Source organism: Hyphomicrobium sp. ghe19 (assembly GCF_902712875.1).
Classification (GTDB): domain Bacteria; phylum Pseudomonadota; class Alphaproteobacteria; order Rhizobiales; family Hyphomicrobiaceae; genus Hyphomicrobium_B.
The window spans coordinates 1,239,738-1,254,524 of the sequence record NZ_LR743509.1 but is presented as its reverse complement, the minus strand read 5'-3'; the positions used below and the strand labels follow the sequence as shown (position 1 = coordinate 1,254,524).

Below are 14,787 nucleotides of genomic sequence, written 5' to 3'. Positions count from 1 at the left end.
TCAATCTCTCAAATCATTTCGTGGACGAGCGGCCACAGGGACGCAACGAGCGCAACGGCCATCGCCACGTTGAAAATCCGCATCGATCTCTCGTCCGTCAGCAGCGGCCTGAGCGACGTGCCGAAGAATGCCCACGTCGTGGCCGAGATCAGCGAGACCGCCAGAAAGATTGCGGTCAGCACCGCTGCGTCGAACCAAAGGCTGTCCGGCGAAACGAAGTTGGCGGCAACGCTCAACGCCACCATCCACCCCTTCGGATTGACCCACTGAAAGAGCGCCGCTTCAAAAAACGTCATCGGCCGCGCTTCTGCCGTGACGATTGGGTTGCTCGTGCCGGCCGTCGCGATGCGCCACGCGAGCCACAGCAGATACCCGATGCTCGCGACCCGCAACGTCGTAAAAAGTGCTGGAAATAAAAGGAATACGCGCCCGACACCCAGTGCGACGGCCAGGATCATGATCGTAAATCCGATCACCACACCCCAGACATGCGGACGCGTTCGCTTGAAGCCGAAGTTGACGCCGGATGTCAGCAGCATCGTGTTGTTCGGCCCAGGCGTCATCGCCGAGACGAATGCAAACGTCACGAGCGACAGAATGAGGTGCTGAGACAAATGCTGCGGCAGCGCGGCGAACCGTCTGCCCCCTCTTGGATTAGGACATCACGGGGCTTGTCGCGCCATTGACCGTAAAGATCAGGCGCCGGCGCCCCGCCCGATGGCCGCAATGCCGGTACGCGAAACTTCGACGAGCCCAAGCTCCGACATCAGCTGAATGAACGTCTCGATCTTCGACGGCTTGCCCGTAACCTCGAAAACGAAATGTTCGATCGACGTATCGACGACCTTGGAGCGGAAGATCTCGGCCAGCCGCAAAGCTTCGATGCGCTTGTCGCCCTTGCCCGCGACCTTCACGAGCGCGAGTTCCCGTTCGATGGAACCGCCCTCTTCCGTCAGATCGCGCACCCGGTGAACCGGAACGAGTCGCTCGAGCTGATGCTTGATCTGCTGCAGCACCGCCGGCGTGCCGCTCGTGATCACGGTAATACGCGACAAGCGCTTCTCGTGCTCGACCTCGGTCACGGTTAGGGAATCGATATTGTAGCCGCGGCCCGCAAAAAGACCGATGACCCGCGCCAGCACGCCCGGCTCGTTATCGACGACGACCGAGAGCGTGCGCGATACGATCTCCTGCGATCTGAGGACGCTCGGCGGCGGCATTTGCTTCGTTAGGTCGGACATCGTCGGTCTCTTGGGTGTCGGGTGAAACTTTGAATCAGATGAAGCTTTCGACCGGCGTGTGGCCGGCCGAATATTCCGGAATGCGCCACGGCTCGATCAGCGCTGCCGCCCGCCACTCCTTGAAAGCGGGATGGGCGAGAACGGCATCCATATAGGCTCGCGTCGCCTCGCGCACGGGAATTTGATAGGTGTCGAAGCGCGTGACGACGGGCGCATACATCGCATCGGCAGCAGAGAACGCACCGTAGAGAAAAGGTTGGCTGCCCGCAAAGCGATTGCGCGCTTCAGACCAGATATCTTCGATGCGATCGATGCACGCCTGCAGCGGTTCGGTTAACGGCGGCGTCGCAAAACGCGCGCCGAGATGCATTGGGCATCCCTGCCTCAGCGCCTGAAATCCGGCATGCATTTCGTGCGAAATCGCGCGTGCGTGCGCCCGGGCTTTGGCATCGCGCGGCCAGATCGGAAGCTCGGGGAATTTCTCCGCCAGATATTCGATGATGGCGAGACTTTCCCAAACCGACACGTCGCCGTCGACCAGCGCCGGCACTTTGCCCGACGGCGAATATTCGAGCACGAGGCTGCGGCTCTCGGGCGTCCGCAAAGGAATGATGATTTCTTCGAACGGGACGTTGAAAGCCGACAGCAGCAGCCACGGCCTGAGCGACCACGACGAGTAAAGCTTGTTGGCAATGACGAGCTTCAGCATTGTTGCTAACGGCCGCTCGCCTTGCCGGGCTCGGCAGCGCTCTCCGGCTCGCCCGGCTTCTTCGGTGGGAAGATCGACTTCAGGAAGATCGGCATGCCATTCGTATCGACCATCTTCTTGAAGTTCTCGGCATCCTTGACCGAAATATTATACTGCTTGAACGTGGCGACGAACCGCTGCCCCATGCCACGCGCGATGTCTTCCGGCGCCGGCGTGCCCATGCGGACGCGCTCGGCTTGCGGAATGCGCGCATAGATCTGCGCCAGCACTTGGCTGTGCATGTAGTCCTGCGCCATGCACGACTCGAGGCCCGCCGAATAGTTGCTGGCGAGCGTTTGCGTCCGGTAGCAGGCGTCGAGGAACTTCAACACGCCTTGAGAACCTTCGCGGCGATGCAGTTCGGCAAGGCGCTTTGCGGCGTCCTTGATGTTGGCGGCGTGGTCCCAAGTTTCCTTGGCCGCCGACGCCTGCGGCATGGAAACAAGGGTCGCCATGCAAATGGCGGCCACAATGCTACCGATCCCGAAGCCAGAGCCCCCGCTTCTCAAACCAGTACCTTTCCTGCGTCGTCGATGGCCCGCTCGACTTCTTCGTCGGTAATGTTCTCGCCGAGCAGCATCTCGTTGTGGCCCTTGCCCGATGGGATCATCGGGAAGCAGTTCGCGAGCTTGGCGACGCGGCAATCGAAAATCACCGGGCCGTCCGTATTGATCATCTCTTTGATCGCATCGTCGAGATCGGCCGGATGCTCGCAACGCATGCCCTTCCAGCCATAGGCTTCGGCAAGCTTCACGAAATCCGGAAGCGCCTCGGTATAGCTCTCCGACAAGCGGTTGCCGTGCAGCAACTGCTGCCACTGGCGCACCATGCCCATGTACTCATTGTTCATGATGAAAACTTTGATCGGCAGGCGGTATTGGACTGCAGTTGAGCACTCCTGAATATTCATCAGGATCGATGCGTCGCCGGCGACATCGATGACGAGCGACCGCGGATGCGCAAGCTGCACGCCGATCGCAGCAGGCAATCCATATCCCATCGTGCCTAGCCCTCCGGACGTCATCCAGTGATTGGGCTCCTCGAACTGGAGGAATTGCGCCGCCCACATCTGATGCTGGCCGACTTCGGTCGTGAAGAACGTATCGCGATTCTTCGTCAGCTCCTGCAGACGCTGACATGCGTACTGGGGCATGATGATGTCTTTGGAGTTCTTATACGCAAGCGATTTTTTCGCGCGCCAGCCATCGATCTGCTTCCACCAGGCCTTATGCGCCGCCTTGTCGAGGGCCGGCGCTTTCGCCTTCCAGATCCGCAGCATGTCTTCGAGAACGTAGGCGCAATCGCCGACGATCGGCACATCGACCATGATGTTCTTGTTGATCGACGACGGATCGATATCGACGTGGATCTTCTTCGATCCCGGCGAAAACGCATCGACACGGCCGGTAATGCGGTCATCGAAGCGCGCGCCGATGTTGATCATCACGTCGCAATCGTGCATCGCGAGATTGGCTTCGTACGTCCCGTGCATGCCGAGCATGCCGAGCCACTGCTTGTCGGATGCGGGATACGCGCCGAGGCCCATCAGCGTCGACGTGATCGGATAGCCCGTCAGCCGCACGAACTCGCGCAACAGCTGGCTCGCCTTCGGACCCCCGTTGATGATGCCGCCGCCGGTATAGAACACCGGCCTTTTGGCATTGGCGATGAGATCCACCGCTTCGCGCACGGCCGCTTGTTCCGGCTTCAACTTCGGCCGGTAGGTCTTATGCTGAATATTCGACGGGCCGACGTAGTTGCCGAGCGCAAACTGCACGTCTTTCGGAATGTCGACGACGACGGGACCCGGACGGCCCGTACGCGCGATGTAGAACGCCTCATGCAGGATCCGCGCGAGGTCGTTGACGCTTTTGACGAGCGTGTTGTGCTTGGTGCACGGCCGCGTGATGCCCACGGTATCGCATTCCTGAAAGGCATCGTTGCCGATCAGATGCGTCGCGACTTGGCCCGTGATGCACACGAGCGGAATGGAATCCATCAGGGCGTCCGTCAGGCCCGTCACGGCATTGGTCGCGCCCGGCCCCGACGTCACGAGGCAGACGCCGACCTTGCCAGTCGACCGCGCATAGCCTTCGGCCGAGTGCAGCGCCCCGCCTTCCTGGCGAACGAGAATGTGCCGGATCTTCTCCTGCTTGAAGATCTCGTCGTAGATCGGAAGGACGGCGCCGCCCGGATACCCGAAGATCAGCTCGACGCCCTGATCGGCGAGAGCCTGCAAAACGATTTCGGCGCCGGTCATCGTGCGTGCCATGAATAACTCCTTCGCCGGCAAAAGCCTGCAGGCGGTTTCAAAGGTCGGGGGAAAGTAGGGGTCCGAGCCTAATTGGTCAACGCTAACCCTGAATAAATGCGAAAATATCGCGCAATGAACTTGCCGTTTCTTTCGTTGTAACGCCAGTCCACGTAATCATATTTCTCTTGAGCCAAGTTTCCTGGCGTTTGATGTACTGCCGCGTCTCGGCTTTTGCCAGTTCCCGCGCCTCGTCCTCGCTGATCTCACCCGCAACGAGCCGCAAAAGCGGCCGGACGCCGATCGCCCGCATTGCCGGAAGATCCGGATCGAGTCGCAGAAGCGACAGGACCAGCGCCTCGTCGAGCGCCCCCTCCCGCATCATCCGATCGAAACGAGCATCAGCCCGCGCATGGAGTTCCGCCCGGTCGCCGGAAACCGCGAAGCGAACCGCCTCGGCTTCATCGATCACCGGCTCGCCCCGCAATGATTGCCACTCGGCGAGCGACCGCCCGGTCGATTGGATCACCTCGAGCGCCCGTACGATCCGTTGCGTATCGGTCGGAGCCAGGCGCCTTGCCATGGCCGGATCGACCCGCTGAAGCTCGCCGTGCAAGGCTCCCGCGCCCCGCTCCTCGCCCGCCCTGCGCCAGTAGTCGCGAACGTCGGCGGCGATGTCGGGTATGGGCGAAAGCCCCTCGATCAGCGCCTTGAAATAGAGCCCCGTGCCCCCGACGATGACCGGACGCCGCCCCTCGCTCCGCGCCTTGGCGATAGCCCCCGCCGCATCGCGGACGAAACGCCCCGCGGAATAGGCTTCCCCCGCCGGCACGAACCCGTAGAGCGCATGCGGAACACGAGCCTCTTCTTCCTCCGTTGGCCGCGCCGAGAGAACGCGCAGCTCCCGATAGACCTGCATGCTGTCTGCGTTGATGATCTCGCCGCCAACATGCTCGGCAATCGCCATCGCGAGCGCAGACTTGCCGCTCGCCGTCGGCCCCGCGATCAAAATAGGCTTTGAGTGATTTTGCGCTGCGCTCATGAAAAGGCCTCCTAGCGCACCCATCGGGGTGGCGCTAGGAGGCCAAAGTCAAATCGGCGATTTGAAAGCCCGAAGTCAGGCTCAGTAATTCAGAGTGGTCCTGACGCCGACCACTGCCGCATTGGGGATTGGCTTGAAATCATCGACATCGCTGCCAACCCGGCCGCCGGGATTCCAGATGTATTGGAAGTCAGGCGAAATGGAGAAGCCGGGACGGATCTTCGCGAGATAGTTGAGTTCGATAACGGACTCGTAATTCGAGATGACGTTCGAGGCGAACTCGCTGGTCGGATCGGCCTGTGCCTGGCTCAGCTTGCTCGAGATGTGCCCGTAGCCGAACGCTGCGCCGAAGGCATCTTCCTTGCGCCCTGGCACAAAGCCCGTGAAGACGATGCCCGTGTCGACATACGTATCAATCAGGTTCTGCTTATCGGGGCTACCCGAAAGCCGCACGAACGCGTTGATCGCCTTATCGTCCGCACCCTTCCAGATCTGCTGATCGATGATGCCGTAGATTCCCGAGCTGGTGTCGAGAACGTCAGGATCAAGAAACTCGGTCGCATAGTGGTTGAACTGCTTCCAGCCGCCGAGCTTGAACGTGCCCGGAAGACCGACGTCGTACTTAAACTGCGCTTCAATCATCAGCAGCGGCGCATCCTGAAGACGGAATTCAACGCCGTGATTGTTGTCCTTTTGCGGGTTGTCCGCAAAAGGATTGGCCGGGCTGCCGTTGAAAACGGCGGCCAGAATGTTGAGATTATCGGTCGGCGCGTACTGCACGCGGACACCCAGCGAAGCCAGCGGATATCCAGGTCCGCCCGCCGCTTGATCCGCAGCGGTAATGCCGGGCCATCCGAACGTGCCGTTGATGAACTGCGAAGCCGTATCGCTGATGAAGAATTCGGTATCGGCGGCGATCGAACCAACCTTCACCTTCAACTTATCCTCGAGCAGCGACTGCTCCAGCCACAGTTCATCCAGGCGGAACGTCTCGTAGCCCTCGATATTGCTGACCGCGAAAATGTTGCCGACGCGCTCGGTAGAAGCACCGATGCCGTGGATGTAGAAGCCGTTGGCATGGATGGTGGCGCCTTTCCAGCCCACAAGCTTCTCGAGGTCGATGTCGGTGTGGACATCGAAACGGCCGTCGAAATTCGAGCCCTGCGAGTTGCCGCCCGATGCAACGTTCCAGTATTCGCCGATCCAGTTGACGCCATACGTAATGCCGCGGCTCGCGAATGCGGCGCGCACCGGATCGTTCCAGTCCTTCGCGATCGAATCTTCTGGGACGCCAGTAATCGACGCCTCTTCGGCCCGCGCCTCAGTACACATGACCCCGGTTGCCGCGGTCAGCGTGCCCAACGCCAAAACCGGCAGAAGGCCGGACGAAACTCTCAATCGCATCGGTTTACCCCCAAGAAGTCAACGCCGGCACATAAACAGGCCACGCGCGAACCCCACCCCCTCGAACCCTGCCGCGGGCTGGACTCCGATTCAGAAGAAGATACTTGACCACTCTCGTCAACATTGGATCGCGGAAATGCTATGAGCGCAACATTCTCGGGTCATGCGCTGTTGCCCATTTGCCATTGTTTTTGTCCGGACACCGAACGACAGTGCCGAGAGAACCATCTCCGGATGCGCTCAGCCTCAAACAACCCCGAATCATTTTATCGAAAGATCGCGCTCAGCGGGTGGCTTTCCGGCAAACGGCAACTCACGTCCAGTCCATCGCCGCCATAGATCCGAAGCGCGCGGGCGGAGCCCCTTCCAGGCCTTTTGGATATTCGCCACGATCCGCGCTTTGACGATGCGCCCGTACCGCCAGACCCACGACGCCCGTATCTGCGCGAACAGCGCATCCTTCCACGGCATCAGCCAATTGAAGCCACGGGCGAACCAGCCGATCTGCATGAGCGACGGCTTCGTCAGAATGAATATCCGCGCAAGAATGGCCGTCGAAGCCAGCTTCGCGCCGATGAACAACAGCGTCGCCGTCGCGAAATGGCCGTTGGCGAGCAGCCATACGGCGACGAACTTCAGCGGCAGCAGCAGGGATGTCGGCAGCGCCAGCGCGACGAGCGCCGCATAAGGCGGCAGCCCGGCGATGAAGCGCTCCATAGCCGCGATTGGCGCGAATTTCGCGAGCCGGCCGATAAGCTCGGAAAGCGGACGCCATCCCCATTCCTCGAAGAGGATGATCAGCGCCACGGCGACGTTGAGGGCGGCGATCAAAGGCCCCCGCACGATCGACCAGAAGGTCCTCAGAAGCTCGCGCATGGTCCAGAGCGCAATGACCGACGCGCGCCAGATCGCACCCAGAACCCGCCCTGCCGTCTCCCTGAATTCCTGTCCGTCCAAGCGTCCAAATCCTTGCAAAAAACCGGACATGCCGGCCGAAAGGCCGAATTTAACACCCGATGATGAAGCGGGGATAAGTTTTGCCGGAATTGGTGCCAAGGCCCCGCTCGCGACAGGCTCTTGCCCAAAGCCCGGGTCAACTCGCCGCCCAAAAAAGACCTGCACGTCCATTTCCGATATTGATTACTTTTTTTGTATAGAATAGGATCTAGCACTAGAGCTAAGCCACACGCTTCCCAGAACGGCTAAAGGCTGAACTCGCAACTAGCCCCGAGATGGCTCTCCCGGCCCCTATCTCGGGGCTAGTTTTTTGCCGAAACTTGCGGTCACTCTTCCCCGTCACGGGGACGAACGCGAGATTTCGGCCAATGGCATTTTTACTGGAAGAGCAGCGGCACGACGTATTCCGGGCCACGGGACAGCACACCTATCTCGGCAACGGTGACGTGTTCGTCCCGCGCTCGCTGGCGATCCGTTTCACAACGCGCGACGAAGCCGAGACGAAGCGGAAAAAACTCCCCCGTCCCGACGGCTGGAAAGTCGTCGAAGACTAACTCACTCGCTGATCATAGCCGCCGCTCGGCTCTACGCCGGCTCGCCGGCTTCTTCGAGCGCATGCGCAAGCTCTTCGCGCGCCTTCTCGGCCTGCCGCTGACGCGCCCATAGGCTCGCGTAAAGCCCGTTCTTCGCGATCAGCTCGCCGTGCGTCCCCTGCTCCGCGACGCGCCCCGCCTCCAGGACCAGAATGCTGTCCGCATGGATGATCGTCGACAAACGGTGCGCGATGACGACCGTCGTCCGGTCTTTCGAAACGCGGTCCAGCGCGTCCTGAATTTCCCGTTCCGTATGGCTGTCGAGCGCGCTTGTCGCCTCGTCGAGCAACAGGATCGGCGGCGCTTTCAAAATCGTACGCGCAATCGCGACGCGCTGCTTCTCGCCGCCCGAGAGCTTGAGCCCCCGCTCGCCGACCATCGTGTTGTATCCGTCAGGAAGCGCGCGAACGAAATCGTCGATCTGCGCGAGCTTGGCAGCCGAATAGACTTCCGCGTCCGTAGCATCGGCCCGGCCGTACTTGATGTTGTAGAAAATCGTGTCGTTGAACAGCACCGTATCCTGCGGCACGACACCGATGGCAGCCCGCAACGAATGCTGCGTCACGTCTCGAATATTCTGGCCGTCGATCGTGATCCGGCCACCCGTCACGTCGTAGAAACGCAGAAGCAGCCGCGCGACGGTCGACTTTCCGGCACCCGATGGCCCGACGATGGCGACCATCTTGCCCGCCGGCACATCGAACGAAACGTCCTTTAAAATCACCCGCTCCGGATCGTACGCGAAGCCGACGTGATCGAACCGGATCGCTCCGCCCGACACCTTGAGTTCCTTCGCACCGGGCTTATCGGCGACCTCGGGATTCTGCTCGAGCACTTCCATCATGCGCTCGATGTCGGTCAGCCCCTGTTTGATCTCGCGATACACCATGCCCATGAAGTTGAGCGGCATGAAGAGTTGCAGCATCAGCAGGTTGACCATCGCGAAATGGCCAACCGTATCCTTGCCGGCCACGATGTCCGTCGCTGACATCACGAGACAGATCGTCAGCGCAATGGTGAAAATGACCGCCTGGCCGGAGTTCAAAACCGCGAGCGACGTGTAGGTCTTGATGCTCGCTTTCTCGTAAGCGGCCATCGACTTGTCGTAGCGCGCGGCTTCTCGCCCCTCAGCGCCGAAGTATTTCACGGTCTCGTAATTGAGAAGACTGTCGATCGCCTTCGTGTTGGCGTCCGTGTCGCTCTCGTTCATCGCCCGGCGGATCGAAAGCCGCCAGTTCGTCGCCTTTACCGTGAACCACAGGTAGGCGGCGATCATCAGCACGATGGTCACGATGTAGCGCCAGTCGAACTCGTAAGCGCAGACCGCGATGATCATCAGAAATTCGACGATGGTCGGAATGAGCGTCATCAGCGCCATGCGGCTGATGTTCTCGATCCCCGTCCGGCCGCGCTCCAGAACGCGTGTCAGTCCGCCTGTCTTGCGTTCGAGGTGGAACCGCAGTGACAGCCGATGCATATGCTCGAATGTCGACAGCGCAAGCTTTCTGACCGCATGCATTGCAACGCGCGCGAACATGCCCTCGCGGACCTGTACGAGCAGCGACATCACGATCCGCGCAATGCCGTAAAGAATGGTTGCGAGCACCGGCGCGCCGATGAGCCAGGGCAGTGTCTGGCTGCTCGACACGTGGCCGCCGGTCGACGCGACGAGCGCATCCGTCGCCCACTTGAGCGTGAACGGCACCGTAACCGTCACGCCCTTGGCAATGACGATAATGGCGAACGACCAGATGACCGTCCGCTTGAGGTCCGGCCGGTCCTCGGGCCAAACATAGGGCCAGAGAGCTTTCAGAACCCGAGACGTCTCGGCGGATGGGGTAATGCGCGCCAGCAATCCATCGCGGACCGCCGCGCACCAATTGACAAAGGCGCTTTGCATTGGGCTTCAGATAGGATCACGCGGCGCGAAAGTCCATCACAGTTACAGCCTGGGCAGATAAAGCCGCTCGCACGGATGGATCAGGTTGGGGTTGCGGATAACGTCCTGGTTCGCGCGGTAAATCCGGCGGAAATACCAACCGTCGTGATAGTGCCGAAGGGCAATGAGCCACAGGTTGTCGCCGCGTGCGACCGTATAGCGGCCGGGCAGCAAAACCTTGTGGCCCGCAAGCCGGCAGCGGCCCTGCCGCGGTTGCCTGACCCAGCGCTTCACGACCGGACCACTATGCGCCGATTGACTGGCCCCACCGTTGACTGAGCGACCGGTCGAGCGATTGCTCGCCTGCCTGTGAACGCGGGCATGATGGCGCGGCTTGCGCGCTGCCACTTTGCCATCGCTTTCGCCGGAGAATTTACCTTCGACTCTCTTCGCGGGCTGCGCGCCACTGACCGACGGTTGCTCGGTCGCGCTCGGCGCAGCCGCGACGTCGGTCTCGTCCTTATCCTCGTCCTCGACCATCGCCTGCTTGGTCGGAGCCGCCGTCTGGGCGGCGAGTGCCTGCTTGGCTTCCGCGTCTTTCTTGGCGGCCACTTCCGCCGCGCGTTCTTTTTCTGCAGCCTCGCTTGCGGCAGCGATCTTTGCCCGGGCCTCAGCCTCCTGAGCGGCCGCAGCCTTGGCGGCTTCCTCATCCGCCGGCCGCTTCGCTTCCGCTGCCTTTGCCTTTGCCTCTTCCACACCCTTGGCTTCTTCAGCCGCCCTGGCTTCTTCCGCAGCCTTGGCTGCCTCGGCTTCTCTCAAGGCTTGCTGCTTGGCTTCCGCCGCTCTTTGAGCAGCAGCCGCTTCAGCCGCCTGCCTTTCGGCGATCTCTCGCTCTTTTGCCGCCGCAGCAGCTTTCTCAGCAGCCTCCTTGGCTGCCGCATCCTCGGCCGCTTTTAGCTTCGCAGCTTTCTCCGCCTCGGCGACCCGAAGTTCAGCCTGCCGCCTTTGCTCCTCCGTGCGGCGCTTTTCTTCCGTCGCTTTCCGCTCCTCGTCGAGACGAGCGACTTCCGCTTCGCGCGCCTTGGCTTCCTCCGCGGCCTTCGCGGCGGCATCGGACAGTTCGCGCTGATGCTTGGCCTCAGCCTCGGCCGCCAGTTTGGCCTGCGCTGTATTGATCGCCTCTTCCGCGCGTGCCGCAGCAGCCGCTGCGTCCTCGCCCTTTACCTCTTCGACGTTGCGGGCGATCGCATCGCCCGCGACTGCCGACGGCGTCGACAACCGGCGAATGATCGTCGATTGAAATTCGCGATTGGCGCGCGCCAGCCAGTCTTGCACGCGATCGGCAATCCCAAGCTCCTTCGGCGCCCACACGCTCCGAGCGAGATTGCTGTCCGTCTCGGACGAAACGTCGGCATCGGAGGGATCAGCCTCGGGCGGCCATACATCTATCTCCCGCGCATCCGAGCTTGCCGGTGCTTCGGGCGGCGTTGAAGCGTCCTCGGCCAGCACGGGAAGCCGATCTTCGGCATCGAGCGTATCTTCGCTATCGATCGCGACCGGTGGAAACTCGCTGGCGATGATGACAGTTGTACCACTGGACGCCGAATCTCCCCGATCGATGGCGGCCCCGAGCGGCAGCGGCAGCAGCCCGGCAAGGACGAGAAGCGCGGCGACGGCGCCAGCCCGCGCGCTTACGATCGCGGTTTTCTTCGCGGAAACCGTGGCTTCGTCATTTTTCATAACATCGCCTTTTAACTCGACTATGAACTAAGCACACGTGTCACGCTCTCGCCAAGCCCAACAGCTACGACGGCGCGAAAATTCCTCTTGAACAGACCGCGGCCCCGCAAAAGCGGCATGCGTCCTATTCATGCTCTGGCGGCCCGGCAGCGAACCCCCAAATACTGATGCTACATCGTTTGAGAATGGACCGAGAATGAATGAAATGACAAAAATGGCCGGCACACCGGCAAGCGATAATAATTCCACACCCCCCTCAAAAATCGAAGGCGTCTGCGTTTATTGCGGCTCCGGGAAGGGACTGAACACTGCTTACACGGTAGCTGCGAGAAAGCTCGGCAAGTCGCTCGCCGACAACGGCATCCGCCTGATCTACGGCGGCGGCAGCCTCGGCCTGATGGGCGAGGTCGCTCGCTCCGCGCTCGGCGCCGGCGGCAAGGTCACGGGCATCATCCCGGAATTCCTCGGCAACCGCGAGTTGATGCTGAGAGACGTCGACGAGCTGATCGTCGTCGAGAACATGCACACGCGCAAGCAGCTGATGTTTGATCGCGCCGACGCATTTGTGGCGCTTCCCGGCGGCGTCGGCACGCTCGAGGAACTCGTCGAGCAGTTGACATGGTCCCAGCTCGGCCGTCACGCGAAGCCGATCGTCATCGCCAACATCGACGGGTTCTGGAATCAGTTCCTGAAGCTTCTCGATCACATGAAGCAGGAGACCTTCATACGCGACGGTCTCGACGTGCGCTTTACCGTTGTCGATAAGGCCGAAGACATCCTCCCCGCGATCCTCAAAGCCGCGAAGCCGCAAAAACCTGCAACCGAGGAAAACGTGCTGAAAAAATTCTGACGAAACAAAGGGACGGCTAAGACTTCGCCGCGTCGTGGAAAAGCTCGTCGAACATACTTGAGAGCGCCTCCACTCCGTCTGGCGAAAGATGACCGTCATCCGAATACATGGCTTTGCCATTGATGCTGTAATGGCAAGCGTACGGATCGCACAGGCTGAGGTGCGGATAGATGACACGGACGTGAGGGATTGTCGCTAGCTGTGCCAGCAAGGGAAGAACGAGACGCTCATCCTCGGCAAACTCCCGCAACGTCAGTTCCGGAGGTAGAGGCAGGTCCCACGCGATATGGCGTGCCATAGCTGGGCCAACAGAGAATTTCTGGCTCGGAATCGGCCCCACCAGGACGACTTCTTTGTTTTGCGCGACGAGGCGGCTCACGACCTGTTCAAGTACGCCGGCGAAAACTGAGCCATCCGCGCGCACGCTCTTCCCGTGCACGACGGGATTTCCGCTGCCATCGCGCACCGTGCTGTTCACGAATGCCGACCATCGCGCCATAAGAATGACACGCCGAATACCAGGCTCACTGATGGCTTTGAAAATAGCATCGTTGTGAGGCCGGCACTTCTCGTTCGCCAAGCGCCGGTAGAACGTGACTCCAAGCAGCGGAGGGCATCCCGGGGCCGCCGCTATGACTGCGCCTTGGCCAGTCTTGCTATAAAAGGTGATAAAGCCCGGGACGAGCGCCTGGGCGAAACTGTCACCCCACAAGACTGTGTCGGGCGTGCTGCCATCGTTGCCGATGAGATAGGTATCGTGCGTCCACCCTGGCTGGCGCTTCAATCCAAGCACCCGCCCCGAAACCGTTCTCCTGAACTGCATCGCTTCGATCGCAGCCGGCCAGCTTTGCAGCCAGTGCGGACGAACGATGATGACGGCAGATGCCCCAACGAGCGTTAGGACAGCGGTGGCTCCAGCGCCGAAAACCGTTTTTGTCGAAATAACGCCGGAGCGCCGGAAGGGCTCCTCGATAAAACGCCAAGACAAGGCCCCGAGACAGACGCTCGCTAGGGCAAGGCCTATACGCGCGTCCGTCGCGTGCGGTGCTCCGGCTGCGAAGACATCCGGAAAACGATATTGACAGAGCACCAGCAATGGCCAGTGCAAGAGATAGATGGAATAGGAAATCAGCCCAATCCCAATCATCGGAGACGACGAGAGCAGCCGCGCCACGAACGACTTTTGGGGCGTCATGCCGGAATGAATGATAAGAGCAGCCCCCAAACAGAGCGGCACTGCTGCCAGTCCGGGAAACAGCGTATCATCATCGTAAAAGAAATAGCTGAAGGCAATTAGCAACACGCCCGTTCCCGCTTCGGCCTCGATTGCCCAGCGGCGCGACGGCGGCGGCAGAGCAGCAAAAGCAAGCAACGTCCCAATCCCTAACTCCCAAGCCCGACCGAAGGTCGAGAAAAAGGCGGGTTCACGTGCGCGCATACCACTGAAGCCGCTGTACGCGAGTGAAAGCACCACAACCGCCAACAACAGCGGCAACAGGCATTTTCTTGCGAACTTAAAGAGCAGGAGGAGCGTCAGCGGAAACACGATATAGAACTGCTCCTCGACACCAAGCGACCATGTGTGGAGAAGCGGCTTTTCAGTCGCCGCGCCGTCGAAATAGCCGTTGCGGCTCTGGAAATAAAAATTCGATACGGAAAGAACGGCTGCGAGCAGACTGCGGCCATAATTCTTGAAGTCTAGCGGAAAAAGAATGAGCAAGGCCGCGATCGTCGTCACCGAAAGGCAGACAACGAGAGCCGGCAATATTCTGCGGATGCGCCGCACGTAGAAATTGACAAGCGAGAAGGTTTCAGCCTCGAGGTCGTTCTTTATTATTCCAGCGATGAGAAAGCCGGATATCACGAAGAAGACATCGACGCCGCCGTATCCGCCTGGAACGCCAAGCCCGAAGTGATAGCCCAGCACGCCTAGAACCGCCACGGCGCGCAGACCATCGATGTCGGCGCGATGCGCTTTGGTAGATAACAGCGCGGACTGAAAAATCCCTCGGCCCTTGTCCAACACCTTGACCCTTCCCCAACTTCCCCGATTAGACGTTTGCATAGAGTTCCGGATGGGAA

The 14,787-nt window shown here is 60.6% G+C and carries 13 protein-coding genes; 2 read left to right on the top strand and 11 right to left on the bottom strand.

What is annotated here, in order from left to right:
- Positions 1-8: 8 nt before the first annotated feature.
- The 8 genes from AACL53_RS05940 to AACL53_RS05905 all read right to left on the bottom strand — a co-directional run bounded on the left by AACL53_RS05940 (position 9) and on the right by AACL53_RS05905 (position 7,742).
- The gene (locus AACL53_RS05940; RefSeq protein ID WP_339083459.1) at positions 9-614 is read right to left on the bottom strand and encodes a LysE family translocator; all 606 of its coding nucleotides are present in this window, start codon (positions 612-614) and stop codon (positions 9-11) included.
- Between the two features lie 81 nt (positions 615-695).
- Positions 696-1,241: an acetolactate synthase small subunit gene (gene ilvN / locus AACL53_RS05935; protein ID WP_339083457.1), complete on the bottom strand. Its 546-nt coding sequence runs from the start codon at positions 1,239-1,241 to the stop codon at positions 696-698.
- A 34-nt stretch (positions 1,242-1,275) separates the two neighbouring features.
- Complete coding sequence (locus tag AACL53_RS05930; protein WP_339083455.1) at positions 1,276-1,950, bottom strand: glutathione S-transferase family protein; 675 nt, start codon at positions 1,948-1,950, stop codon at positions 1,276-1,278.
- A gap of 5 nt (positions 1,951-1,955) precedes the next feature.
- Complete coding sequence (locus AACL53_RS05925; protein WP_339083453.1) at positions 1,956-2,444, bottom strand: hypothetical protein; 489 nt, start codon at positions 2,442-2,444, stop codon at positions 1,956-1,958.
- A 50-nt stretch (positions 2,445-2,494) separates the two neighbouring features.
- The gene (locus tag AACL53_RS05920; protein ID WP_339083451.1) at positions 2,495-4,261 is read right to left on the bottom strand and encodes an acetolactate synthase 3 large subunit; all 1,767 of its coding nucleotides are present in this window, start codon (positions 4,259-4,261) and stop codon (positions 2,495-2,497) included.
- 82 nt (positions 4,262-4,343) lie between these two features.
- Positions 4,344-5,282, bottom strand: coding sequence for a tRNA (adenosine(37)-N6)-dimethylallyltransferase MiaA (gene miaA / locus AACL53_RS05915; protein ID WP_339083449.1), 939 nt, complete (start codon positions 5,280-5,282; stop codon positions 4,344-4,346).
- 81 nt (positions 5,283-5,363) lie between these two features.
- Positions 5,364-6,686: a carbohydrate porin gene (locus AACL53_RS05910; protein ID WP_339083447.1), complete on the bottom strand. Its 1,323-nt coding sequence runs from the start codon at positions 6,684-6,686 to the stop codon at positions 5,364-5,366.
- Positions 6,687-6,947: 261 nt separating this feature from the next.
- A complete protein-coding gene (locus AACL53_RS05905) occupies positions 6,948-7,742 on the bottom strand; it encodes a hypothetical protein (protein WP_339083444.1) in 795 nt (264 codons plus the stop codon).
- Positions 7,743-8,011: 269 nt separating this feature from the next.
- Here AACL53_RS05905 and AACL53_RS05900 point away from each other — a divergent pair, with 269 nt between their 5' ends.
- Positions 8,012-8,197, top strand: a complete 186-nt coding sequence (locus AACL53_RS05900) for a hypothetical protein (protein ID WP_339083442.1) — start codon at positions 8,012-8,014, stop codon at positions 8,195-8,197.
- Between the two features lie 31 nt (positions 8,198-8,228).
- Here AACL53_RS05900 and AACL53_RS05895 read toward each other — a convergent pair whose 3' ends face one another.
- Together AACL53_RS05895 and AACL53_RS05890 are read right to left on the bottom strand one after the other, a co-directional pair.
- On the bottom strand, positions 8,229-10,136 hold the full coding sequence (locus AACL53_RS05895) for an ABC transporter ATP-binding protein/permease (protein ID WP_339083440.1): 1,908 nt from the start codon (positions 10,134-10,136) through the stop codon (positions 8,229-8,231).
- A gap of 42 nt (positions 10,137-10,178) precedes the next feature.
- Positions 10,179-11,855, bottom strand: coding sequence for a LysM peptidoglycan-binding domain-containing protein (locus AACL53_RS05890; RefSeq protein WP_339083438.1), 1,677 nt, complete (start codon positions 11,853-11,855; stop codon positions 10,179-10,181).
- A 196-nt stretch (positions 11,856-12,051) separates the two neighbouring features.
- On the opposite strand from AACL53_RS05890, the gene AACL53_RS05885 reads away from it, so the two are divergent.
- Positions 12,052-12,705, top strand: a complete 654-nt coding sequence (locus AACL53_RS05885) for a TIGR00730 family Rossman fold protein (protein WP_339083436.1) — start codon at positions 12,052-12,054, stop codon at positions 12,703-12,705.
- Positions 12,706-12,721: 16 nt separating this feature from the next.
- Here the strand turns inward: AACL53_RS05885 and AACL53_RS05880 are convergent, their stop codons facing one another.
- Positions 12,722-14,731 carry an acyltransferase family protein gene (locus AACL53_RS05880; RefSeq protein ID WP_339083434.1) on the bottom strand — a complete coding sequence of 670 codons (2,010 nt, stop codon included), beginning with the start codon at positions 14,729-14,731 and terminating at the stop codon, positions 12,722-12,724.
- Positions 14,732-14,787 lie beyond the last annotated feature (56 nt).